The following is a 24,913-nucleotide window of genomic DNA, read 5'->3' on the forward strand; positions in this document are numbered from 1 at the left end:
GCTCAAGCTATAGAGGAATATATCAAATACTATAACGAAGAAAGGATAAAGAGCAGATTAAAAGGCTTAACTCCGAAAGAATATCGGAATCAAGCCTCTATTAATCCTATGTTTTAAAATGTCTACTTTTTAGGTCCCACTTCAAATTGTAAATGAGATTGGAGTTTTTTTAGTTTTGTCTATTACTTAGAAAAAGTAAATTCAAATCTTTCAGCGACATAACGAGCGCGTGTGTATTCAAATGGTTGTCCAGATGCTAGTTCAGTAACCTGACGTCTAGTGATTAAGGCTTCGCCTTTTTTAGCCTTTAATAAGCGGGCGTCTTGTTCATTGGCAACCGAAGCTGAAATATGTTCAGTTACTCGGCCAACTTCAAAGCCGCCGCGCTTTTCTAAAGTTTCGTACAAGTGAGTTGAAACTTCTTCTTTTGAGAAGTCCTTAACCAAGAAATAAGGTACAGTAACGACTTCATAACAAATAGGCGTATCGTCTGCGTAACGGATTCTCTCCATGCGTAAGACTTTTTCATCTTGCTTCAAAGAAAGACGTTCTTTTTCTGACAAAGATGGATTGCCGATTTGGTAAGAAATCAACTTGCTTGAAGGCTTTTGACCGTTTGCCTTAGTGATTTCGGTAAAGGACATAATCCCTGACATTCTTTCCTGCACCTTTTGGCTAGCGACATAAGTACCGCTACCTAGGCGTCTTTCAAGGATTCCTTCTTCTTCTAGCGTATTAATAGCTTGACGCAAAGTCATTCTTGAAACGCCAAATTTTACTGATAATTGACGTTCAGCTGGAATTCGGTCCCCCACCTTATACACATGATTTTCAATATCGCGCTTGATCTGATTATGGATCTTGATATACATAGGTTCTTCCATAGTATCTGTCGCCTCCAAAGTCTAGTACTAGCTATTATTATAATTCAAATTGGTCTAGATTGCATTTATTACGGTAGATTAATTTTATCATGCTATTTTCTTTTAGCGGTCCATTGGACTCCTAAAATATAAACATTGGGGCTTTTATCACATTCTACGCTTAATTTTTCACCCTTATCGGCAACCACATTGGTGTGCAGCTTAGCGTCGTCTTGCACAGTTAAGTTGGCACCATTAGGGTGAAGTAATAAATCATGACCGCGCAAATGTGCTTTACCGCTTAAGGCCAAGAAGTATTCGTAATTCATGTTGCCCATGAAGCTTACTCTTGTTGCCTCGCAAGTGGATTGATCTTGAAAATCACTGTGTGCGGTGACTGTAGAATTGCTCATCGTTACTTTTGCTTCGTTAACAACTACCATGCGGTTAATCGTGCAGTTTTGAATAATCGTCCGCGTCTTCTTATCAATATAAACGCCGCCGTTAAACTTGCTGTTCATAATGTTGCTCCAGCAATCGTCGCTTAAGTATAGACAAGAATCATCTGTAGACTTGACCGTACTATTAAGCATGTTCATCCAAGTTTGCCCGTGAAGCAAAATATAATCGGCTTCAGAGTTGTTCAAGTCAAGTTCCGCATTAGTTTTAGCAAAAGTATTAATACTGCCGTGGATCACAGAATTATTAACAATTGCTGTACCCTGTCCTTCTAAGGCCAAAGCACAATATTTATCTGACTTATAGTCAATCTCAGAATCATTCATTTCTAAACGGAAATTAGCATTTGCGTACATTGAGACTGATCCATTGATAATCTTTGTTGAATAAAGTTCAAGCGTTACTTTCCCATTAACGGCAATAGCGGCAGTGTCGGTGCCATTACCTTTAACAAAGCAATTGCGCAAGGTCAAATAGCCATCGGTTTCAATATTATCCGTGGTGGTATTAATGCATAAATTTTCTAAAGTAACATAGCGGCTATCTTCTGAAACGCTGATATAGCCGGTAATTGTTGTATCTTCTGGAACGGATCCTGTTCCTTTAATTGTGATATCTGTTAGCGTTAAGCCTTGTGGCAAGTAGTAAAAGCCGGGTCCTAGCATTAATACATCATCTGCGCGCAGATCTTTTAATGCTTCATGCCAGCTAACTTCGCTACTTGAGCCGCCAACTCTAATTATTCTAGCCATTCACATTCCCCTTAATTTTAAAAAAAGACCAGATACTATTTTACTTGTTTTTAGCAAATATAGGTAAATTTTGCTTAATAGCAAAAATAAAACTTGATCGACATGACCAAGTTCTATTTATGATTTACTTCATTTTAACATTCCAGTAGTAAGCTACATTGCCATATGGTGAAAGCTTGAAGCCTTGTACATCGGGCTTAAGCAAGTATGAAGCTCCTGCTTGGAAAAGCGGTGTCGCAAAAGCATCTTTTTGAATCAATTGTCGCTCAGCTGCAATTAAAGCTTGCAATCGTTGCTTAGGCTTAGCTGCATAAGTTGAACGAGCAAGATCAATTTGGTGCCAGAAATTATTGTTCTTGTAATCTTGTTCAAGGTTGAATAATCCGCCGATAGTTAAGAAGTCGAGTGGATCTTCATAACTTGGTTGCCAAGTACCGTAGACAAAGTCGTAATTGTGGTTAGTGGTATTAGACAAACGTGACTTCAATGGAATTGAGCGAACGTTAATTGTTAAGCCCGGCAAGTTACGCATCAAATCACTTTGGATAAATTCGCCGACACGCTTAGCGTCATCGATATCGGAAGTAAGAAGTTCAAGTGTGATCTTCTTTTTGCCTAATTGTCTTTGAGCAATCTTCCATTCCTTGCGAGCATCCTTAACGTTGTAAGTTACCATATCGCCGGCATCCTTGCGGTAGTCGTTACCAGTTGAAGAATCAGTGATGAAGTCAGCGGCAACAATACCGTTAGATGGACGTCCTGCATGAAGCACTGTGTTAACTAATTGCTTTTTGTTAATGGCTTGACTGATAGCACGTCTTACGTGGACGTTACCAGTTGTCTTTCTCTTCAAGTTAAAAGTCATGTAGCCGTTAGTTGGCGTTACTTGAGAGTGGTAATCTTTATTATTTTGGTATTGCTTTACAAAGTCTGAACTAAGTGGAGTGTAGTCTAAACTACCGCTTCTGAACAAGTTAACACCAGTTGAAGTAGTTTGAACTACTTGCATGTTTACCTTGTCTAAGCTAACTGACTTCTTGTTCCAGTAGTTCTTGTTCTTTTGCAAGGTCCACTTCAAGTTAGAACCAGTCCAACCTTTAACAGTAAATGGACCGTTGTAGACTAGGTTCTTGCTGCTGGTACCATATTTACTGCCAAGCTTCTTAACTACCTTGGTATCTTGAGGATAGAATTGTGCACCTTCTAAGATTTCTGGCAAATATGGAATTGGGTTAGCTAAAGTAACCTGAAGACGATATTTGCCCAAAGCCTTGATACCAAGGGAGTTAACTTTAGCCTTGCCTTGGGTGATCTTAGTACCATTTTTGATGATGGCATAACCGTCGCTGTCGAGGGATGAATTCTTAGGATCGACAGTTCTTTGCCAACCAGTTACGTAGTCTTGTGCAGTAACGGGATCGCCGTTGGACCATTTAGCATCTTTACGTAAAGAGTATGTATAAACCTTTTGGTCTTTTGACACCTTCACGTTAGTTGCACCAGCAAGCTTAGCGTGGTTGTTCTTGTCAAAACGGTAAAGACCTTCCATTGCATTTTGTAAAACTTCGGAACTGGTTGTGTCACCATACTTACTTGAATCCAGCGTAGAAATTTCGTTAGAAGTTGCTGTATTCATTACTTGCTTGGATGAGGATGATGAACCAGTATTTGAATTAGAACATGCTGCAAGTACCCCAGCTGCAGTCATAGTGATAATTCCGAGTAAAAACTTATTCTTGCTTTTCACGATAATTTCTCCTCCCTTACTTACAATTTGATAGTATACATAAAAATGGAGAAAATTAACAATACTTTGTCTTGATAACCGCTATGCAATTTCTGCATAGTTAAAAATACGCAAAAAAAGAAACGTCGAATGACGTTTCTTCTTCGGGTTGGGTGTTCTTTTAGAACTATTGAGTTAGCTGGATTCGAACCAGCGCATGATGGTACCAAAAACCATTGCCTTACCACTTGGCTATAACCCAATACCAGCTGAGCTTTTTACTTGTTGCTCAACAATGGAGGAGGGTGGATTCGAACCGCCGAACTCAGAGAGAGCGGTTTTACAGACCGCCGCGTTTAGCCACTTCGCTACTCCTCCGTTAGCTGACTTAATTATAATAACGAATATCGATGTAAAATGCAAGGCTTTTTTCAAAAAAATTTTCTCTTGCAAAAATAAATTTATGATGTATATTAAGTTTGTAAATTGAATACGGCGATGACGTTCGCCTTTAAATGAGCAAAATCTAATGACGTCTACTTTTACCTACACACTGAGTGTGTACACAGAAAGTAGGCGTTATTTCTTTTACTCTTTTTTGTTTTTTCGGAGGTATAAAACTATGACTGTTTATGTTGAAAAAGTTCGCGCAATGGAAATTTTTGATTCTCGCGGCAACCCTACTGTTGAAGTTCATGCAACTTTATCAGATGGCACTGTTGCTAAGGCAGAAGTCCCATCAGGTGCTTCAACTGGTGAAAAAGAAGCGGTTGAACTTCGCGATGGTGGTTCACGCTTGAGTGGCAAAGGCGTTGAAAAAGCTGTTGAAAATGTTAATGGTGAAATCAATAAGGCATTGCAAGGTGCAGACCCATTCAACCAAGCTAAGATCGATCGCACAATGATCGAATTAGACGGCACACCTAACAAGGCACGTTTAGGTGCTAATGCTATCTTGGGTGTGTCAATGGCAATCGCTCGCGCTGCTGCCAAATCAAGAAAAGAACCTCTTTACCGCTACCTTGGCGGTGTAGATCTTGAATTACCACAAACTTTCCACAACGTAATTAATGGTGGTAAGCACGCAGATAACGGCATTGATATCCAAGAATTCATGATCACTCCTGTTAAAAAGACTTCCTTCAGAGATGGTTTTGAAAAGATCGTTAACACTTACCACACATTGAAGAAAGTTATCGAAGAAGCCGGCTTTGAAACTGGTTTAGGTGATGAAGGTGGTTTTGCTCCTAACCTTAAGAGTTCCGAAGAAGCTTTGAAGATGCTTCATGAAGCTATTGTTAAGGCTGGTTACAAGCCAGGTGAAGATATCGCTATTGCCTTCGATGCTGCAGCAAGTTCTTTCTACAACAAGGAAGACCAAATGTACCACTTCGAAGGTCATGTTTGGAACGGCGACCAAATGCTTGACTTCTACGACAAGCTATTGAAGGAATTCCCAGAAATCATTTCTGCCGAAGACCCATTTGACGAAAATGACTGGGACAACTTTGAAAAGTTTACTGCTAGATTCGGTAACAAGATTCAAGTTGTTGCTGATGATAACGTATGTACTAATCCAAAGCTCGTTCGCGAAGCCATCAAGGACAAGCTCTGCAACGCTGTTTTGATTAAAGTTAACCAAATTGGTACTATTACTGAAACCTTGGAAACCATTCGTCTTGCTAGAAAGAATAACTTCACTACTATGGTTTCTCACCGTTCAGGTGAAACTGGCGACACCTTTATTGCTGACTTCACTGTAGCTACTAATGCGGCAGAACTTAAGTCTGGTGCTCCAGCTCGTTCAGAACGTGTCGAAAAGTACAATCGTTTGCTTGAAATTGAAGAAGAAATCGGCGTTAAGGATGAACGTTTAGCACATTTTCCAAACGATATTGATTTAGATTAATTCTTCATTCCCCTATTTTTCTCAGACAAAAATTAACTAATATAATTAACTGATTTTAAAACTCGAACACTACACAAAAAACAGAATGGTATTCCCTCACCATTCTGTTTTTATATTTCTATCTACAACTTCATATTCAAATCAATGATACATCATTGCGTTTTGTGCCAAAATTTTATATAACCGTAGTTTAATATGACTATTGTGTGGGCTAATCCTTGTGATTAGCTTTTTTGATAGCCGAACGTAGAATAGACTTCCCTAAGACGTCCAAAACAAGGCTTATTGCAATAGCACCAGCTAGTATCGTTACATCCCAGAATATTTCATTTGTCATAGTTTTCACCTCTATAACCTAATCTGCTTTGATAATAGGATCTATTAAAATTATATCAAATGATGATATATCATTGCGTTTTGCGCAAAAATTCCATATAATTATAAAAGAAAAGGAGTTAGTGACTGCTACTCACTAACTCCAAGCGTAACTTAATATGACTTTTGTGTGGGCTAATCCTTGTGATTAGCTTTTTTGTTTATTGCATTAGCAGTAGCCAAACGGATGAAAAACTTTCCTAATGCATCCAGGATAATGCTTGTTGCAATAGCAATAACTATCACATTCAAGACAAGCCTACACTCCAGTCTATTCCATTTGTCATAGCTTTCACCTCGGTAACTTAAATATATTTGAGGGGTGCATAGCCATGAAAAGTTACTAGGCCCTGGTATTACACAGAACCTATCAAAAATTATATCAAAAGTTCATTAAGCTGTGTGCTCTATTTTCATTTTATGCAAAATAATTATTGCAGGGACTTAAAAAAGAAGACGATCGCACGATCGTCTTCTTTTTGTATGTTTTTGCCACGATGAGCTTATAATATTAGTTCTTTGAAAATTATAACATCATATCGCTGTAGTCGCCTACACAGCGGCTACTTTTGTATTTTCAACATATTTACTGATATTCTTATCAATAATGCTTCTGGCTGTCTTACTATATAAAATTATCGCTGCCAAAATTAATGGAATTATCGTAACAGCAGCCAATTCTACAATTTCAGTGTTTCCATTATTCGCCAAAATTCCACCATATCCTAAAGGAGTTACAGAATAGCTTAAATAGTCAGCAAAGGCATGCAATGCCATCGTTAGCCATAACTTGCCAGAATATAAGAAGATAATTCCTAAAAGGCATCCCCAACCAAAGGAATGTAAAATTTTAAATACTACATAATTTACAGTAGCACCAGGGGTTGAAAAGCTAAGAATATGAAGAACTGAAAAAATCAGTGAACTAATGATGATGGAATATGAAGTTCTTCCCTTTCTTTTAGAAAGCAGAGTCAAAAGTGTTAATAAAAAGATATATCTGGCACTTTCCTCCATAATCCCAGCATCTAAAGCAGAGAAGTAAAGATTCCAAATGTTGTGCATCGTTGCCGACTCATTAGGATTAATAAGTGAGAAATCCCACTTCCAAAAGCAAAAGGCTTGGCTCCAATCTGAGGCAGATAAAACAAATATATTGAATAAACTAATCCATACCGTAATACCCATCAAAATTAATAAGAATAGATAATAAATCACTGTTGAATCTTTTATCTTTAAATTAAAGCGAAATCTGTAGCCCCAACCAGTAATAGCCAAATATGTATATTCAAGAAATATTAATGCTAAAAGCAATTGGCTCTTATTCAATCCAATAATAAATTGACTTCCGCCTATATTTATTAACGAAAATGAAATAAGAAATAGACTTATAATTAACCAGATTGTAGCTGCCAATTGCAAAATAGGCTTTGTGATATTGCCATAATCGTTAACTATAACTGGAATCAATATCACAAGCATTCCAATAAAATATAGAACATATAGTACTGTATCAAAATTCGCAAAAGACTTTATTAATACTTTTAAGATATTACAGTAATCATATAAAAATATGTATGGCGACACCACAATATTTAAAATACGTGATACATGTTTCGTACCTTTATACATAAAGAAAAATGATAGCAATAGAAGTACTATATTAATCAAATTTAATGGATTACGTTGAATCGTGAATAAAATAAATGACAAAAGAACTGTAAGCACTATTTGCCACTTAAAAAGAGCATTACACCATTTTTTCATTTTAATTGCCTCTATCCCCTTTGTAAAATTAGTCTCATTACGTTATTTCATTGATTACTATAACAGCAAAAAAGGTCGGTGCAAATGCACTGACCTTTCTCTTATTTATTCAGTTTCTTATTCGAATTTTATCGAGCTGCGCTCAAGTTAGCTGCCTTGATGTAACGCTTGTTGTTGTTTCTGCATCCTTCAATTCTGTAGTACTTCTTACCGTTCTTGAATCTCATTGCAGGACCGTAAGTAGTTACAGTTTGACCCTTATACATCTTACCAGTACCCGGCGTACGACGGTATGATGACCAGTAAATGTAAGCGTTGTGAGTCAAGGTACGAGTGTTACCAGTAATGTTGGTTACACGAACGTATTCATCCTTATTAGCAACCTTGTAGTAAGTCTTGCCCTTGATAGTTACAACAGTTGGAACGATGTCAATGTTGTTATATGCGTAGTACATGTGACCTAAGTAGTTACCGGCTCTGTCGTAAGCTCTTGAGTCAATCATTACAGTGTGTGATTCAGTGTTGGAATCAGTAGTGTTGTTGTTTTGAGTACTAAATACACTAGTTAATACGTATTCGTTAGAATTTGCGCTATTAATACGAGTGTATGAAGTACCATTTACATTTACAGTACCGAAAGTTGGAACTTGAGTACCACTCTTGATAGTAGTTGAAGTTGAATTTACGGCATTACCAGTAATTCTGTAAACTGGAATATCAGCATTGTTTGCTGCAGTTGCAGTTTGATACTTAGCACCAGCTACACCAACTTGAATATTAAATGTCAAAGTTACAGTACGCTTAGTGTTGCCATCAGTAGCTGAAACAGTTACTGGGTAAGTACCACCAACAGCAGTATTAACCTTTGAAGTATCAACAGTTACAGTCAATGGAGTAGTGCTTTGAGCTGCAGTTGCAGTAAAAGCAGCTTGAATAGCTGCAGTATTAACAGTACCGTTTAAAGCAACAGTAGTAAATGATGCATTACCCATATCAGTTGATGAAAGGGTTTGTGACTTGTGATATTGTTTGCTATTAAAAGTAATAGTTGGGTTCAAACTAGTATCACTTGAAGCATCATAAGGTGTTACAGTCAAGTTAAATGTAGCTGCAGTATCACTACCGTAAGTAACTGGGATACTAATTACAAATGGGGTTGCAGGTGAAGTAAAGTTACCTTGTGCATCAACACTAACTTGGTTTAATGCTAAAGCAGCACGTACAGCTGATTGAACATTACCAGTGTTCAATGGTCTTGCAGCATCTTTACCGATCTTAAATTTATAATTTGAAGTAATCTTATTAACAATAGCATTTAAACTATTTTCATTACTACTCAAATTAATAGAATCGCTATAACTGTTTGAGTTAGCATCTTTTGTAAGAGCCTTACCATCTTTATCTACAATAGAGATAACTTGTGCTGTTGATGTAGTCTTTGTAGTAGCTGGTGCAGCACTTACTGGTGTAACAACACTAGTTGCAACAGGTGCAACTGCTAACAAAGCAGCAGCAGCCAAACCTAACATTTTTCTATTTTTCTTCATTATGTGGTCTCCTTTTCAGAAAAACTCATTAAGTAAGCCAATTTTTATCTCCTGCTTACTTGTGAATCTATTATACCATTTTCCCTATCATTGTATAAAAACAATGCTTGAAACTGGTACGCGATTTTCAGAAGTTACCCTTCCTCAAGTCGCCAAAGATATGCTACAACAAGAAAGTTAAACTGTAGTTACCATACTTTTACAAGTTTTATTCATAGCGTTACAGTTTTGTGAATTCAATCTCAAAGTCTTGACTTTTTACCACACGTATGTTTTTACTCACTCTTTACTAATAAATCTTCTTCATTAATAAAAGCAAGCTTTTGAATAAAAATGTAACGCATAATGCATCCCAATACCAGCGGCATCCCCGCAAACATAAGTAGTAAGAAAACAATCGCAATTGGACCACCCGCCATATTCTGGTAAGCCGCAAGCGGACCAATCAATCCTGCTGAACCAAATCCAGCAGAGTTAGCTGTACCCGTAATGTTGAAGATCGCACCAACTAAGCCGGCAATTCCTGCAGAAATCAGCACTGGCACAAACAACTTAGGCTTCTTAAGCACATTAGCCATCTGAATCTTAGGTGTACCCAAGAAGTGTGCAATCGTCGTACCAAAACCGTTCACCTTAATACTCATAATTGCCAAAGTAAACGCACCAGCAGTAATTCCCAAGTTAGCACTACCTGATGCAATACCTTCAACACCAATTGCCATCGCAATCCCTACAGAAGAAATCGGAGAAATAATCAATGCCGCAAAGATCGCACCCATGAACATCCCCATTACTAATGGTTGGAAGTCAGTCAATGTAGAAACTACACTACCAATCATGCCTGTAATCATCTTCGTGTAAGGCAAAGCAAATTGACCTAATCCCCCAGCAAACACCGCCACTGATAATGGCAAGAACAATACAGTGTAGCTGCCTAACTTTGGTGTCAAAAACTTCACCAAGCTTGCCGCAATTAAAATCGTCAAAGCAATGTTAATTACATCCCCTGATCCAGTTAACATAATGTGGCCGTTCTTCATTTCAAACGCGCCACTTGCAATCATTGCCGCAGCTGCCACTGATCCCGACTGAATCAAGTTAAATTTAAGCAGGTATGACACACATAGCCCAGCAAACACTGCCAGCAAATTTTGCATTAATGATGTCATGGTCAAGATATCTTGTGCACCTGGCCAAAAGCTGGTCATACTCTTCATCAGTTCATTAATCAACGCCCCAGGCACCAGCGCGATAACCACGCCCGAGCTTACACCATTTAAGATGTTAAATATGTTTTCTTTAAACTCTTTTCGCATACGCTTCCTCTTTCATGAATTTTCAAAAATAAAAAGCCCCAGAAATTATCTGGAGCTTTATTTAGTCTATCTAGAACTAGCTCGCAGAATTGTGCACGCCAAAAAGGCATTCAAAATTCTCATTCTAGTTCCCTATGTCCTTTATTATACTTGAGTTTTATTCGGGATTCTATTTCAAAAACTTTAAATTTAAACTTCACTACAAATATTCAAAAGTGTCTATAACTGTACTATCCGTAAAAATTTGTACTTAATTTCAAGCCTCATATCCATTAGACTTTGTTCAAAAGTTCGATACAAGGTGTACAAAACAATACGAGGTATTTATGAATAAGATAGATGAATTAATTAAGCAAGTGAAATTAGCCGATGCAATCGTTGTCGGCGGGGGCAGCGGTATGTCAAACGCCGCAGGAATGAACTTCTGGTATGAAGCAAGTCCCTTATTTTTAAAGTACATGCAATACTACCATGATAAATATCATTTTGCAGGTTTATTCAATGGTTACTACACAAAGTTTGACTCCAAAGAAGAGCGTTGGGCATATTTAATTTTGTCACTACATTTAATTTTTACCGAACCTGCTCAAAAGCCTACTTATGAATATTTAAGAAAGCTAATCGGCGATAAGCCAGTTCACTACATTACAACCAATCAAGATGGTTTATTCACCAGATATTTTGGCGAAAAAATCGTTAGTGAAATTCAAGGTTCAAACTTTTATTTTCAAAGTTCTAACCCCACTACTGACAAGCATCTCTATCCTGCTAAACCAATCGTTAAAGATTTAATTGGCAAGATTAAGGACCACAAACTAGATAAGAAATACTTCCCAACAAGTAAAGTTGACGGCAGTCCCCTTATTCCATGGGTTCGTGGTCCAGAATTCTTAGAAGACAAGCGCTATTACGACGAATATCAAAAAATCAATAATTTCATTGGTAAACATAAAGACAAACGGATTCTATTTTTAGAAATGGGTGTAGGTCGTATGACTCCTATGTTTATTCAAGAGCCATTCTGGGAAATGACCAAATATTTTGATAATTCCTTCTATATTAATATCAACCCTAAAGACGCAATAACTAATCCACTAATTGAAGATAAATCATTATTAATCAAAGAAGACATTAATGAAGTTCTTAAAGAAGCTAGTTCAAAAATTAACTAAAGGAGATAAAATGAGTAAAACTGCTACAACCGCCTCAAACTGGATCAAAGATGCCGACGCAATTTTGGTTACTGCCAGCAACGGCTTATCTATTTCAGAAGGTTTAAATTTATTCGCTAACGACAAAAAGTTAAAAGAAGTTCTAGGTGACTTAGTTGATAAATATCACTTGGGCAGTCTACTAGAAGCTACGTCTTTCCCATATAAGAGTCAACTTGATCACTGGCGTGCTATTGCCAGAATGGTTGAATACTACGGCAATAACTACGAACCATCAGACTACATGAGTGACATTAAGGAAATCATCGGTGACAAGCCATACTACGTTTGGACTTCCAACATCGACCACCACTTTGCTTTATCTGGTTTCAAGAATGTCTTTGAAATGGAAGGCAACTGGTTTGAAGCCATTTGTTCTAAGGAACCTGAAAAGCATGGCAAGTATTACTTAGGCAATAAGTTGCACGAAATCTACATGAAGGATCAAGACGGCACTTTAACTGAAGACGACATCCCTGTCTGTGACAAGTGTGGTGCAGAACTCGACTTAAACATGCCTTCAGAAAGCTTCCAAGTAGACGAAGAAAAGCTTGTTGAACTTCAAAAGTTCATTGAAAAGTACATGGACAAAAACTTGCTTGTTCTTGAATTAGGTATTGGACCAAGAAATCAAATGATCAAGGCTCCTTCAATGAACATGATTGCTGCAGGTTCAAACAGCCACTACATCACTATCAACCAAGGCCAATTATCAATTCCAGATCAAATTGCTGATCGTTCAATTGGCTTTGATTCTTCAATTTCACTTGCATTCAAGGAATTACTTTCAGGTAAAGACATGGGTGCTAAGACTGTCGGTCCAGTTAAGAGACAAAAATTGACACCTAAGCAAATTAAAGAACAAGCTAAGGCATTAGAGAAGTTTTACCCATACTTTATGATTGATGGCGCTCGCTACGGCGGTACGCCAATGTACATGACTATTGATAAAGATCACCCATCTAATTTACACGCTACTGAATACGGTCAAGGTTTGATGTATGACATGGGTGACCCAGTAATTGTTCACTGCTTCACCCAACAAGGCCAATACTACAAGGTACGCATGGGATTAGATAAAGAAAAAGACGAAGTGCACTCCTTCTACATTGATCCAGGTACATTCTTTGCAGTTGAAATCGTACCAAATGGCAACTCAGGCTTCTCAGTTATTAACACTGAAGTTTCAAACAGTTCTGCTCAAACTTTGGTACCAAAGACCGATACTTTACTTCGTCTTTTCCCAGACCAACGTGATGTTATCAATAAGTTCTCTGTTTTTGATTAATTTGTTAGAATAAGCACAGAAATGAGTTGATATTATGAAAGAAATAAAGCATCGAAAAACTGATCGTCGTACCTTATATACATTGAGTGTAATCAAAAATACTTTTTTACAATTAGTTAAGCAAAAAAGCTACAATCAGATTACGATCACAGAGTTATGCCGCTTAGCTGACATTACTCGCTCCACCTTTTATATTCATTACAACTCAATTACTGATGTCTTAAATGATGTGCTTGATGATGCATTGCAATTAACCAATGAAGACGATGACTTTGATATTAAAGGTTCTGACCTTTCATTTGATTATTTAAGCCAAAATGAATCATTGATCCCAGCTTGTCAAAGAATTGGAGATTCTAACAAGTATCAACAGTTGTTAATGGATCCAGATCTTAGCGAGTACATCATTGGCAGAATCATGGCACATGAACGTGATCGCGTTATTCCTTCAATCATGAAGAAGACTGGCCTTTCTAAAGAAGATGCCGAAACCCTATTTATTTACACAATCCACGGTTCTTTTGCGGTTAATCGATTGCACCACTTTAAGAAAGATGAGAAGTGGTCGCATGATGTCCAGATGCTTAATCGCTTTTCCGAAGCTGGATATAAAAATGCAAAATTGAAGTAGAAAAAAGACACGCAAAAATTGCGTGCCTTTTTTAGTCTAAATTATAATTAATGCTTATTTATTCTGCACAGCATGTTCTTCAGTCAAAAATCTAAAGAGGGGGGATTTTACTGATTAAAGCTCATGATACCTAACTAATTTAATTTGATTATCAATCACCAGATTACGTACTTTATTAGAACATGCCATATCTACTTCCTGAACTCTAGGAATAGTTAAGGAAGAAGTATTAAGGATGTACTGATCCAAGTATCCAGGATGACAAACCATCATTGGAGTAATGCCATCATCTTTCATTGCTTCTTCAACTACATTTTCAAAAGTCTTATATGGATCATAATTAGGTAACATACTATCCATAAAGGATTGTATGTTAGAATGCCTAAATTCTACATACTTTTGAGTAGGACTACCAAATGGTAAGAAGTCTAAATTATGTCTATCAGCAACAATCTTTAGCCCTTTAATAAAATTATCACTAAAAACAGCATGCCCTTCAAAATAATCAGGTTTTCTGTTTGCTAGCTTTAAAAAACGTTGATATTGTGCTTCAATTTCTTGAACCACTTCGTCAAGATTAACAAAATCTTCTTTGGCAGAACGGTATACTTTAGATCGTTTAAAGAAGCCATTCTGATCTACCAAACTAGGAATCGTTTTAGGATCACTAATTGGACGGCCATTTGAAATATCTATATGAACTCCGAAATCAATATTTTCACTCTTTAACAAGTTTAATCCTTGTTCTGAATTAGGCATATTAACCATAGCACCTACATTATTAATAATTCCGTTATGAACTGACTCATAAATACCATAATTAACTGCACGAGAATATCCTAAATCATCTGCCCTTATCAATAATTGTCTAGTCATAGTAAGCTTCCTTCTTTCCCTCTTATTTTTCACTAGTTTCTTCTTTATAAGCCATATTGTCCTGAACCTTAAAGAAAGGTAGGTACAAAATAGTAGTTAACGCAATTAAAATAATTTCTAAGATAACACCACCAATACCACAAACTAAAAATCCATCTATTATAAGTGGCGTACCTGTAGCACCCATAGCGATTCTTGGTAACGAGATCCAACCTAACTTCATAACAAAGTAAGTAATTAAAAAGGTTATTTGTGGCGCCAAGAAAAACGGAATTGCCATAATTGGATTTAAAATTATTGGCATACCAAACATGATAGGCTCATTGATGTTGAAAATTGATGGTAAAATTGATAATTTACCCAAAGCTTTAAAACGCTTGCTTTTAGAGAAGAAAAACATATCGATAGAGAGACCAATAGTATTACCAATACCACCAAGCATTAAGAAAAATAATAGTCCAGTAGTTAAAATATTTGTCATTGGCTTTCCAGCGCTATAATTTGCTTGGTTTTGAACACCAGCTTGCATGAAAAGCAACATGGAAATAGGCATTGTAATTTGACCACCATGAATACCAAAGAACCAACATAATGATGCAAACAAATTAAGCAACATCCAGGTCCAAATACTTCCAGACAATGAGGCCAATGGGGCAGCTAAAAGCCCGTAGAACCATTCAGAGAAAGTTTCATGAACTGTCATGTTAAAGATTAATCCAATAATGATAAAAACAAATGAAATCACAAAGCCAGGAATCAAGGCATTAAAACCATCTGCCACCATTGGAGGTACACCATTTGGCATTTTGATTGTCCAATTTTTCTTAACAACAAATGCATATGTCACACCTACAATTAATCCAACCAATAATGCTGTAAAAAGACCTTTAGCACCCAAATAATCAAAGCCAATAAATGAAGTAGGTGTCTTTTTAACATTAAACGTACTAAGTGGGATCATTGTGAAGAAACACAAAATTGAAAAAAGCCCAGCCGAAAGTTCCCCACTTGTAATTTTATTTACATGCAAATAAGCATAACCAGCTCCAAATGCAACATAAATAGACATAGCATTAATAGTAAATTGATTAATGCCATTAAATAATGTCCATAGACCTGTCGACTTAATAAAAGTTTGATATGCAGGTATTTGTAATGAACTTAATAATGAGAAAATAGCCCCAACAATGATAATTGGCAAAGTAATTTGAAATGCCATAGAGATTATCTTTAAAAATTTGTTTTTGGCAAATTTTCCTGCAATTGGTGTTAGCCAATCGCTTATTTTTTGCATAACAGGATTCATAATTCTTTTCCCCCTAAACAAAATTTATATAATTTTCTTTACAAATTCATCTTATATAAAAGCCTATGTAAAAGAAAGCGCTTGCTAATGCCTTGATAACTTGTTACTCTGTTAGTAACAAAAGAAAGGGAATTTTTATGAAAGCTTTTGATTTTTCATCATTAAGTACATCAGAAATAGGTGTCTATGATGTGTTGCAAAAGAATGCTGAACACATAACTGACTTAACAATTAGAGATGTAGCAAAGGAAGCTCATGTATCAACAGCTACCGTATTAAGATGTCTTGGCAAAATGGGGTATTCTACTTTTTCAAAATTTAAATATAGCGTTACTGCCGATACTCAAGTACAGCGGGCTATGTCACTATCTCATGAAAGTACATATTTAACTCAAATCTGCCAGCGTTTTTTTGCAAGACCTTTAAAAGAAGAATTTGCAACTTCAATTCATACAGCAGCTAAATGGATTAATAATTCTAAGAATATCTTTCTAATAGGAATGGGTAGTTCCAATCTAATTGCGCAATATGGTGTTCTTTTATTTGGAAACTACGGATTTCCAGCATTTACCTTTGATCGAATGGTACCTGTAGCGTATTTTAAAGGTGATTTTAAATCTACAGTAGCAATTATTTTATCTGTTTCAGGCAATAATAATGTTGATTCAGCTTCTGTTTTTCATAAAAGAGGATCAAAAGTTATCTCAATTACAAGCTCAGAAAGCAGCAAATTAAGCACTATTTCTGACTTAACAATTCATTATGACATTAAGGAAGAACATCGTCCTAGTGGTGCGGATGTAACAACTCAAGTACCGGTTGTTTTCTTATTAGAATCAATAGCTAGAGAATCTGGTGAACTTTTAGAAGCTAATAAATCAGAAAAAAGCAATAAAATTGATATAGGAAATAAATACCAGAGATAACGAAATAAACGAAATAATAGACGTTTAACAAATTTCCTTACTAAATAAATATCATGTTCGACACATAAGTAAAAAAATACACGCAAAATTAATTGCGTGTATTTTCGTCAATGTCATTAAGTTAAGACATTGATGATAAAATGTGGCTCAGTTTTGGTTAAAACATATCGCTGTATCTTACGTAGATGTTCTTAGTAAGTTTAACGTAGAGCTTGTCTTTGATCAGCTTGAAGCCCAGCACTTTACTATATTTCTTCAAGTCTACATGTCTAGTGATCTTCCTACCTTTAGCATCATAAGCATTAACAAATTTAGAAGTCTTCCTATTATATTTACCCTTAATGTTGATCTTAGTGCCTTTTTTAAGGTAATTGGTCAAGGTCTTAGCAGAAGCGCGCTTACCATTAATGTAGAGTTTGTTACTCTTGATGGTTGCAGTGATCTTCTTGGTAGTTGAAGGAAGAATGGCATTATCGTAAGCTTCTTGAGCCTTTGCCGCATTAATTGCGGCCTTTTCAAATGCTTTTTCAGCCTTAACTGCCTCAGCATGAGCTACATCCCATTGTTTGGCAGCATCTTTGAGCTTCTGTTTATTAAGGGCGGTTGGATCAGATTTAAAGTTAGTTTCTGCATCCCTATAATCTAGATAAGCTTTATAGTCAACAACTTTAGTCGCTTTTTCCTTTTCTTTAGCAGCAGTCAAAGCAGCTTTTGCTTTATCAAGATTAGCCTTTAAGGCTTCAAGTGTGTTAGTAGGTGTAGTAGTTTGGACTGAACTTGCAGTAGTAGTGCTATTAGCATTAACAATATTGCTCGTTGTGAAAAATGCTCCTGCTAAAGCAGCAGTCGCAAGCAGAGTAATGACATGTTTTTTCATGTTTTGCACCTTCTTCTATATCACTATCTATCCAACCCAAAATATATCATAACCCGCTTTTTTAACATATCTTTATGCTTGATGCATCAACAATGCTAGGGATTAAAAAATAGACCACTTTCAATGGCCTATTTTAATTTTCAGAAGATGATTCTTCTTATTTTTTATTTTCTTTAACGTACTTTTCTAGTCTCTTTAAGCCTTCCTTGATGTTGTTCATTGAAGTTGCATAAGACAAACGAATGTAACCCTCGCCGCCTTTGGCAAAAAATGATCCAGCAATAACTGCTACGTGGCCCTTTTCAGCTAAATCATAGATAAACTTAGTGTCATCTTGCTCAAGACCTTCTGGAATCTTGGCAAAGATATAGAAGGCACCAGCTGGCTTAACACATTCAAATCCTAACTTAGTCAATCCATCATAAAGCACATCGCGACGCTTTTGGAATTCTTTCTTCATTGGCAAAGCATCGTTTTTACCATTAGCCAAAGCCTCTTCAGCCGCATCTTGCATTGGCGTTGGTTCCGTCGTGGTGATTGCTTGGTGGATTTTGGCAATTTGATCCAAAATTGGTTTAGGTGCTGCAACCACGCCGATTCGATAACCAGTCATAGCCCATGCCTTTGAAACGCCATTCATCAAGACGATTTGATCATGCAAGGTCTTTTCCATTGAAGCGTGTGGCTGATCATAATTTAATTCGCTATAGATTTCATCGCAGAGAACAAAGATTGGCTTGTCGCGAACCACATCAGCTAAGGCATCAAGTTCATCTTGTGAATACATGACACCGGTTGGGTTAGTTGGGTAGTTCATGACCAATGCTTTAACCCTATCACCATATTTGTCTAAAGCAGCTTGGAGTTTTGCTGGCGTTAACTTGAAGTCATCATCGGAAGTGTCGATTTGTTCAACTGTCGCACCCATGGATTTAGCATCCCCGATATAAAGAGGAAAAATAGGCGTTGGCACCAAAACTACGTCGCCTGGATTAAGCACCGCAGTTAAAAAGTCATAGATTGATTCCGTTACCCCGTTGGTGATCAAGATTTCACTTGGGTCATATTTTTGACCATATTTTTCAGCTAAGAAATCAGCTGCAGCCTTGCGCAGACCTGGCGTACCGTTAGATGGTGCATAGTGTGAATGATTATTAGCAATGCTTGCTTCAGCCGCTTTTTTAATATGTTCTGGTGTATTGAAGTCGGGCTCACCGATTGTAAATTTGATAATGTCAGGGAACTTGTTAGTGTAAGCCGCAAAGGCTAAGATTTGCCCTGGCTTTTGTTCAACTAGGCCCTTCTTCATGTGTTTTGTTAAGTCGACCATATTTGTCCTCCTTATATTTAAACTAATTAGTTCAAATATAAGTGTCTGGTTAACCTTTGTCAAAAGGAAACAATTTTAAGCATAAAAAAAGATCAGGCTCACTGCCTGATCTCATTATTGGGTTAGCTGGATTCGAACCAGCGCATGATGGTACCAAAAACCATTGCCTTACCACTTGGCTATAACCCAATCTTCAAACCTTTTACTTGAATTGGTTCTATTTGAATGACCTCTCAATCACTCAACAGATATTAGTATAGGGGAAAGTGGCTAAAAGGTCAAGGAAAAATTGAACTTTTTTTGAATTAATTCATTTTGCTTTTTAATTCATTCATCAATTCATAGTTATTGGTGAAAATACCAGCTACATTAAGCTTAAAGTAGTGCTTAGCCAGCTTCGGATTATCTACCGTCCAAATCCGCTGCACTTCTTTGCCTGGCAAATGCCAGTGCGGATGAATTGCCGCAAAGTGATTCTTTTTTACAAAATGTTCTGGTCTAGCAACTGGCCATTTAGTTAAGAAACAGTACTGCTGATGTGGATCAATTCTCTGACAATTTTTCAAAGTCTGATAATTAAAGGAAGAAAAAATAATGGGATGCACAAAATGATATTCTTTAGCAAGTGCTAAGACGATTGCCTCAATGCCTTCATCATGAATCTTGTTAGTCTTAAATTCTAAATTGATATACAGATCTTTATTCTGCAGAATCTCAAACAATTCACTCAACATCGGTACTGGCTCGCCATTTTCCAAATGGAATTGTCTAATCTCGCCTAATGTGTAGTCCTTAATGTAGCCTGTCCCATCAGTTGTGCGGTCGATTTCTTCATCGTGCATTACCACCGGCACCTTGTCCTTAGTCAAATGCACGTCAAACTCTACGCCTTCTGCACCATGTGTTGCCGCATAACGGAAGCCTTCAAGCGAGTTTTCCGCAAATTTCACTGGCAAGCCGCGATGGGCAAAAATAATTGTCTTAGTCATAGTTTTTCACCTTCAAAAAAATGCCGCCAAAATCTTGGCGGCATCTTCTTTATTATTAATCCAAAACAATAGCACCTTGAGTTGCCAAAGTATCTCTAACAAGAGTCTTGACGTCTCTTCTTTCAACCATGCCGTCAGTTTCTTCAATGTATTCTTTGTAATGTGGTGTTTGAACATGAGCATCATAAGCTTCATTGTTAACGTAAACTTCAACGAAGTACCATTCGTTTTCGTTCTTCTTGTTAACACCTGACATCATGATTTCCATGCCTGGCTCAGAAGCCATGCTGGTAGTCATTTCTTTTTTAACTGAGTGAGCAAATTTTTCTTCATCGCCGGCCTTAACTTCAACCTTGATTAAGCGCATAACGAAGTTGTCTGCGTAGCTGTTCAAAGCCTTTTGTGCCTTAGTAGTAATTACTTCTGGCTTTAAGTCAATAACTTCCTTGCTGGTAGCAATCTTATTAATTGTTTCAGCAAAGTCATCTGCATGAGCAGCAGCAATGTGCAAGTCTTCTGCTACAGAGTTGCGGAACAATTCGATTTCGTAATTGTCTTCGCCTTGAGCATCATCGTGGCCGCTACCAATAAGCAAAGTGCCTTCTTCTGCAGGAATTGATTCGTGCATGTTCTTTTCAGCTTGACGAATATATTCACTGCGGTCATTTTCTGCAATGTTTAACTTAGTAATTTTAAAAATTGGTGTTTCATCCATTTTCTTCTTGCCTCGTATCATAATTTTTACACACCTATTATTATAAGCTAATGTAACAAAATAGAACGATTAATTACCAGTTAATTGATCAATTCTGACATTCTTAGCAGGCCACACGTTTTCAACATACTCTACTTCGTTGCCATCACTTTTAAGCAAAGCAAATTCCGCATTATGAAAACCAGAAAACTTGCTGCCATTGATGCGCTCACGAATGTAATGACCCATGCTATCGCCGTGACCTACAACCAAGATATTTTCGCCATCTTGAGCATCCCTCAAGATCAAATTCATCCCGCGCTCCATTCGCTCAGTCACTTCACGGTCATCTTCAACAGAACTGCCGCCAATAATGCGTCTAAATGGCCACAAGAGAATATTTCGTCCCTCATAGATGCCATAATTTTTCTCTTTTAGTTCTTTCAAGCGATCATATTCTGTTTCAGGTCCAGTAATAATCTCTAAAGAATCACTAGCGCGCTCTTGCGTAGAACAATATGCCCGATCAAAATTGATGCCATTTTGAGCAAAATAATCACGAGTAGCTTTAACTTGCTTAATCCCCAACTTCGTTAAAGCCGAGTCGCAGCTACCTTGCATCCTGTGCTCCTGATTAAATAAAGTTTGTCCATGTCTAACCAAATACAAATTTATTGTCATTTAAAGTTATCCCAAATCTTTTGCAGGCCATACATATTCATCAAAATGAGCCTTGCCATTATCAACTGTCAATTTAACAATTGAAGCATTGGCAAAACCAGGAAAGTTAGGGCTATCAGTTGCTGCTCTAACATATTTAGCCAAAATATCGCCGTGACCTACGATTAATGCAGTTTCACCATCATCAACGCCCTTTAAAATTTGCACAACGGCGCGGCGCATCCGGGCTACAACATCTTCATCTTTTTCCATAGTTGGATCGATATTCTTATTGCCATAATTCCATGGAAGTAAGAATTCATCACGACCTTCGAAGATACCGTAGCACTTTTCACGCAAGTCTTTCAAACGTGTATAAGGCATCTTGTGGTCTGTAATAATTTCCAAGGTATCACAAGCTCTCTCTTGCGTAGAAGAAAAAGCCTTATCGAAATGAATGTGATGTTCTTGGAAATAGTTGCGTGCCATTGCTACTTGACGAATCCCCTTTTCGTTAAGTGGTGAATCGCAGCGGCCTTGCACCTTATGATAGTAATTAAAATAAGTTTTTCCATGTCGAACTAGATATAACGTTTTTGACACAAAGTCTTCCCCCAATATTTCTACATTTTCTCTATCTTATCAAAAAAGCGCGCTTAATGCGTGCTTTTAGTGTCTTTTAAGGTTTAAAAGTGCCATTATACTGTGAAGAATCAACTATAAATGATGGAACGCTGATGAAGTGCATGGAATAAATGTTGTTGGTTTTAGAAATACTGAAACCGTAGTAATTGTAGTCACCATCATGGCTAGAGCCTTGAGTGTTGAATAAATCACCGGCGTGTTCCCATTCACGATATAAGTTTCGATCACTACGTTGATTTTCACCAGAACCGGCAAAACCAAAGATCATTTGCTTTAAGCCAAAGTAAATGTCGCGCTTCATTTCGCCCATCGATATCTTTTGCTTATTAATGGTAAAACCAGCCATGTCTTCAACGTAGTTATCGTCTAGCTTAAGTCCATTCTTCTTGCAGGCTCTAACAATTCCGGCAACGTAGTGACCATTATCTTTAATGCTGCGGCCATTATCTTGATATTCTTTAGCAATGTCGTCAGCTAATTTTTGCGTACCTGTGCTGTAAACCCATGGACGCAAGCCAAGTTGTTCACGCGCACTATTGATTACGCGCAAGGAAAATTCTGCCAAAGTCTTCTTATCACTAGCAGAAAGATGAGCAGGATCAATCATCCTTTCATCGTCCTTGCTTTCACCACTGGCAACACGTGAAAAGCCGTTGATCTCCATTCCTTGCATTGAAGCCTTAATAAAAGCTTCGCTTGGATTACCCATATATGCTTTGAGGAGTGCTGCGCGAGTATAGCCACTTGGCAATATAATTGAAGCTTGACTATAGACAATTGTAGACATTGCTTTTACTTGCTTGACATCTTTAGCCAAAATCCAGTAAGAATTTGCGCTGAGTTTATATGCGGAATATTTTTTCTTGCCTATTTTTATATAGCTTTTAGCAGAGTAAGAATAGGTTCTGCCGGCATAGGCATAGTACCTAGACTTTTTGCCCTTTGAAGTATAAAGTCGGACTTTTTTATTGCCTTTTACCTGTACTTTTCCTTTTGTTGTTGCAGCTTGCACAGTTTGTGCATTAGTAGATTCTGTTACCGCAGTTGCAGAAGTTAGCAAGCAGACACCGGCAAGCAAAGTCATCATTACCTTTTTGGACATAAGTGTATCCTCCGTTTGTTTTATATACTTACATAGTTATTGTATCAAAAAAAGGCACACAACTTAATGAAGTCGCATACCTTTTTTATCAATTATTCAATTGTTATTCAGTTTTTTTAAGGTCGATTTTAGTACCAACCGTTTGCTTGCCAGAATGACTTAGCAGCTGACCATGAGCCGTAACGACTCTTAACGTAGTTGTCAGCAACTCTTTCTTGGTTAGCAGCTGAGTAGTCACCATTTAAGTATGATGATGAAAGTTGGTATTTACCTACGTATTGACCGTTTGTAGCACTGTATGAGCCACCTGATTCTTGACTTGCAATCCAAGCCTTGGCACTAGCTTCTGAACCAGTTGCAGTTGAAGTGTATGAACTAGTATTAGTAGTTGATGCACTAGTTGCAGCTGAAGCAGTTTGAGTTTGAGCTGTTTGCGTTTGAGTGTTAGTAGTAGCAGTTTGGCTAGCAGTAGTAGTGTGAGCTTGTGCTGCTTGGTGGCCAATAGTTACGTACTTAGCGCGAACCCATTGGTTCTTACCTAAGTCGTACCACTTGTGACCCTTTGAGTCGTAAGCAGTCTTAATTACTTTCCATGAAGTGTTGCTTGCTAAAGTTTGACCAGTTGCTACTGGGTTTTCATAGTTGTTGTATACGTTGATTGAGTTATTTGAAACGTAGTTTACAGTTACTACGCTTGCATCGTTTTGGACGATAGCAGCTTGTGCAGTGTTTGAGTTCACGTTGTTTGCTGCTACTAAACCTGTAACTGACAAAGCAGCTACTGCAATTGACTTAACTAAGATAGATTTGATTTTCAAAAAAATTCTCTCCTTAAAGTTTAAAAAATAAATATAAGTAACGAATTTTCACTTATTCGTCTGTCTCATTCAATTGACAAGTCATATACTACAGTGCTTAAGTTTCAGAACTATAACAGGAATATCACTCGCTTATTAAGAAAGTATTACTGAATGTGTCAGTTTTGTAACATTTGTAACATTTGTGTAAATTATCTTTGATCATGCAAAATGTTGTTAGATCAACGTTTGTGGCGATTTTTTCAATTTATTTGTTATGTACAAAAACATGTTCGCATTTAACACGTTGAAACACTTCTGCAAAAATTATTACAGACAAAAAAGAGCCCAATGTCTTGAAAATCAACATTGAACTTCTTATTTAATGGAGTTTTTTAGCAATTTATTATTTGTTTCAGTCGGGAAAGCCCCTGCCTCGTAAAGTGCAATCGTATTTGGACTTAGACCCACTAATTCAGCTAAGTCGCGTTGAGATAACTTTGCCTTAGCTCGATATTGTTTTATATCTTGTGGTGACACCAATCCCATATCATTTCGATATTGTTGACGGGCTATTTCGGCAGCTTGATCATCTAGTCTTTCATCTGGAATTAGTTCATTAGTATTACTATCAAAAAGCGCCAGTGCTGTCACTGTATACTCATGCCCTTTGATAGTATATGTAGTTGTAAAATTCTTTTGATAAGTCATAACAAACCTCCACCAAATAATTATTGCTACATAATTATAGCAAGCACATTAAAAGCATATCAAAGCAAAAAAGCCCAATGTCGTAAAAAATGAAGTGAGACCCAAAAGTTAGACACTTTTGGGTCTTTTATTATGACTAAATTTAATAAAGAACAA

The 24,913-nt window shown here is 37.1% G+C and carries 23 protein-coding genes, 3 tRNA genes and 1 riboswitch; of the genes, 6 read left to right on the plus strand and 20 right to left on the minus strand.

Annotation, left to right across the window (positions count from 1 at the left end):
• Window positions 1-117: IS3 family transposase (locus RDN22_RS06880; RefSeq protein ID WP_308554877.1), on the plus strand; the 117-nt coding region annotated here is incomplete at its 5' end.
• A 65-nt stretch (window positions 118-182) separates the two neighbouring features.
• Here RDN22_RS06880 and RDN22_RS06885 read toward each other — a convergent pair.
• From RDN22_RS06885 to RDN22_RS06905, 5 genes are all read right to left on the minus strand, one after another.
• Window positions 183-884 carry a GntR family transcriptional regulator gene (locus RDN22_RS06885; RefSeq protein ID WP_308556974.1) on the minus strand — a complete coding sequence of 234 codons (702 nt, stop codon included), beginning with the start codon at window positions 882-884 and terminating at the stop codon, window positions 183-185.
• 92 nt (window positions 885-976) lie between these two features.
• Window positions 977-2,074, minus strand: coding sequence for a hypothetical protein (locus RDN22_RS06890; RefSeq protein ID WP_308556976.1), 1,098 nt, complete (start codon window positions 2,072-2,074; stop codon window positions 977-979).
• 124 nt (window positions 2,075-2,198) lie between these two features.
• Window positions 2,199-3,782, minus strand: a complete 1,584-nt coding sequence (locus RDN22_RS06895; protein ID WP_308557009.1) for a peptide ABC transporter substrate-binding protein — start codon at window positions 3,780-3,782, stop codon at window positions 2,199-2,201.
• Window positions 3,783-3,990: 208 nt separating this feature from the next.
• Window positions 3,991-4,062: transfer RNA gene (locus RDN22_RS06900), tRNA-Gln, on the minus strand.
• 34 nt (window positions 4,063-4,096) lie between these two features.
• A tRNA-Tyr gene (locus RDN22_RS06905) sits at window positions 4,097-4,178 on the minus strand.
• 107 nt (window positions 4,179-4,285) lie between these two features.
• Window positions 4,286-4,346: riboswitch (Fluoride riboswitch) on the plus strand.
• A 76-nt stretch (window positions 4,347-4,422) separates the two neighbouring features.
• Between RDN22_RS06905 and eno the strand changes: the two genes are divergently transcribed.
• Window positions 4,423-5,709, plus strand: a complete 1,287-nt coding sequence (eno, locus tag RDN22_RS06910; RefSeq protein WP_308556978.1) for a phosphopyruvate hydratase — start codon at window positions 4,423-4,425, stop codon at window positions 5,707-5,709.
• Window positions 5,710-6,636: 927 nt separating this feature from the next.
• Here the strand turns inward: eno and RDN22_RS06915 are convergent.
• From RDN22_RS06915 to RDN22_RS06925, 3 genes are all read right to left on the minus strand, one after another.
• The gene (locus RDN22_RS06915) at window positions 6,637-7,851 is read right to left on the minus strand and encodes a type II CAAX prenyl endopeptidase Rce1 family protein (protein ID WP_308556979.1); all 1,215 of its coding nucleotides are present in this window, start codon (window positions 7,849-7,851) and stop codon (window positions 6,637-6,639) included.
• Between the two features lie 128 nt (window positions 7,852-7,979).
• Window positions 7,980-9,398: an SLAP domain-containing protein gene (locus tag RDN22_RS06920; protein ID WP_308556981.1), complete on the minus strand. Its 1,419-nt coding sequence runs from the start codon at window positions 9,396-9,398 to the stop codon at window positions 7,980-7,982.
• Between the two features lie 275 nt (window positions 9,399-9,673).
• Window positions 9,674-10,714 carry a PTS sugar transporter subunit IIC gene (locus RDN22_RS06925; protein ID WP_308556983.1) on the minus strand — a complete coding sequence of 347 codons (1,041 nt, stop codon included), beginning with the start codon at window positions 10,712-10,714 and terminating at the stop codon, window positions 9,674-9,676.
• A gap of 326 nt (window positions 10,715-11,040) precedes the next feature.
• On the opposite strand from RDN22_RS06925, the gene RDN22_RS06930 reads away from it, so the two are divergent.
• The 3 genes from RDN22_RS06930 to RDN22_RS06940 are packed head-to-tail and all read left to right on the plus strand — an operon-like array spanning window position 11,041 to window position 13,844.
• Entirely contained in the window at window positions 11,041-11,886 is an 846-nt protein-coding gene (locus RDN22_RS06930) for a Sir2 silent information regulator family NAD-dependent deacetylase (protein WP_308556985.1), read from the plus strand.
• Window positions 11,849-13,213, plus strand: a complete 1,365-nt coding sequence (locus RDN22_RS06935) for a cupin domain-containing protein (protein ID WP_308556986.1) — start codon at window positions 11,849-11,851, stop codon at window positions 13,211-13,213. The genes RDN22_RS06930 and RDN22_RS06935 overlap by 38 nt, the downstream gene beginning before the upstream one ends.
• A 34-nt stretch (window positions 13,214-13,247) precedes the next feature.
• A complete protein-coding gene (locus RDN22_RS06940) occupies window positions 13,248-13,844 on the plus strand; it encodes a TetR/AcrR family transcriptional regulator (protein ID WP_308556988.1) in 597 nt (198 codons plus the stop codon).
• 114 nt (window positions 13,845-13,958) lie between these two features.
• On the opposite strand, the gene RDN22_RS06945 is transcribed toward RDN22_RS06940, so the two are convergent.
• Both RDN22_RS06945 and RDN22_RS06950 read right to left on the minus strand, forming a co-directional pair.
• A complete protein-coding gene (locus RDN22_RS06945; protein ID WP_308556989.1) occupies window positions 13,959-14,720 on the minus strand; it encodes a ChbG/HpnK family deacetylase in 762 nt (253 codons plus the stop codon).
• A gap of 22 nt (window positions 14,721-14,742) precedes the next feature.
• Window positions 14,743-16,026 (minus strand): PTS transporter subunit EIIC, encoded by a 1,284-nt coding sequence (locus tag RDN22_RS06950; protein ID WP_308556990.1) that lies wholly within the window; start codon window positions 16,024-16,026, stop codon window positions 14,743-14,745.
• A 137-nt stretch (window positions 16,027-16,163) separates the two neighbouring features.
• Here RDN22_RS06950 and RDN22_RS06955 point away from each other — a divergent pair, with 137 nt between their 5' ends.
• Complete coding sequence (locus RDN22_RS06955; protein ID WP_308556991.1) at window positions 16,164-16,952, plus strand: MurR/RpiR family transcriptional regulator; 789 nt, start codon at window positions 16,164-16,166, stop codon at window positions 16,950-16,952.
• Between the two features lie 157 nt (window positions 16,953-17,109).
• Here RDN22_RS06955 and RDN22_RS06960 read toward each other — a convergent pair whose 3' ends face one another.
• The 10 genes from RDN22_RS06960 to RDN22_RS07005 form a co-directional block, all read right to left on the minus strand.
• Window positions 17,110-17,829, minus strand: coding sequence for a hypothetical protein (locus tag RDN22_RS06960; RefSeq protein WP_308556993.1), 720 nt, complete (start codon window positions 17,827-17,829; stop codon window positions 17,110-17,112).
• Between the two features lie 157 nt (window positions 17,830-17,986).
• A complete protein-coding gene (locus RDN22_RS06965; protein WP_308556995.1) occupies window positions 17,987-19,159 on the minus strand; it encodes an aminotransferase class I/II-fold pyridoxal phosphate-dependent enzyme in 1,173 nt (390 codons plus the stop codon).
• Between the two features lie 117 nt (window positions 19,160-19,276).
• Window positions 19,277-19,348: transfer RNA gene (locus RDN22_RS06970), tRNA-Gln, on the minus strand.
• A gap of 116 nt (window positions 19,349-19,464) precedes the next feature.
• Window positions 19,465-20,148 (minus strand): glycerophosphodiester phosphodiesterase family protein, encoded by a 684-nt coding sequence (locus RDN22_RS06975; protein ID WP_308556997.1) that lies wholly within the window; start codon window positions 20,146-20,148, stop codon window positions 19,465-19,467.
• Between the two features lie 55 nt (window positions 20,149-20,203).
• Window positions 20,204-20,863 (minus strand): antibiotic biosynthesis monooxygenase family protein, encoded by a 660-nt coding sequence (locus tag RDN22_RS06980; protein ID WP_308556999.1) that lies wholly within the window; start codon window positions 20,861-20,863, stop codon window positions 20,204-20,206.
• Window positions 20,864-20,932: 69 nt separating this feature from the next.
• Window positions 20,933-21,523 (minus strand): histidine phosphatase family protein, encoded by a 591-nt coding sequence (locus RDN22_RS06985; protein WP_308557001.1) that lies wholly within the window; start codon window positions 21,521-21,523, stop codon window positions 20,933-20,935.
• A gap of 6 nt (window positions 21,524-21,529) precedes the next feature.
• On the minus strand, window positions 21,530-22,105 hold the full coding sequence (locus RDN22_RS06990) for a histidine phosphatase family protein (RefSeq protein WP_308557002.1): 576 nt from the start codon (window positions 22,103-22,105) through the stop codon (window positions 21,530-21,532).
• Window positions 22,106-22,181: 76 nt separating this feature from the next.
• The gene (locus RDN22_RS06995) at window positions 22,182-23,249 is read right to left on the minus strand and encodes an SEC10/PgrA surface exclusion domain-containing protein (RefSeq protein WP_308557003.1); all 1,068 of its coding nucleotides are present in this window, start codon (window positions 23,247-23,249) and stop codon (window positions 22,182-22,184) included.
• A gap of 128 nt (window positions 23,250-23,377) precedes the next feature.
• The gene (locus tag RDN22_RS07000) at window positions 23,378-24,067 is read right to left on the minus strand and encodes a hypothetical protein (RefSeq protein ID WP_308557005.1); all 690 of its coding nucleotides are present in this window, start codon (window positions 24,065-24,067) and stop codon (window positions 23,378-23,380) included.
• A 357-nt stretch (window positions 24,068-24,424) separates the two neighbouring features.
• The gene (locus tag RDN22_RS07005; RefSeq protein ID WP_308557007.1) at window positions 24,425-24,757 is read right to left on the minus strand and encodes a helix-turn-helix domain-containing protein; all 333 of its coding nucleotides are present in this window, start codon (window positions 24,755-24,757) and stop codon (window positions 24,425-24,427) included.
• Window positions 24,758-24,913: the final 156 nt, after the last annotated feature.

The organism is uncultured Lactobacillus sp., assembly GCF_902491705.1.
Lineage (GTDB): Bacteria > Bacillota > Bacilli > Lactobacillales > Lactobacillaceae > Lactobacillus.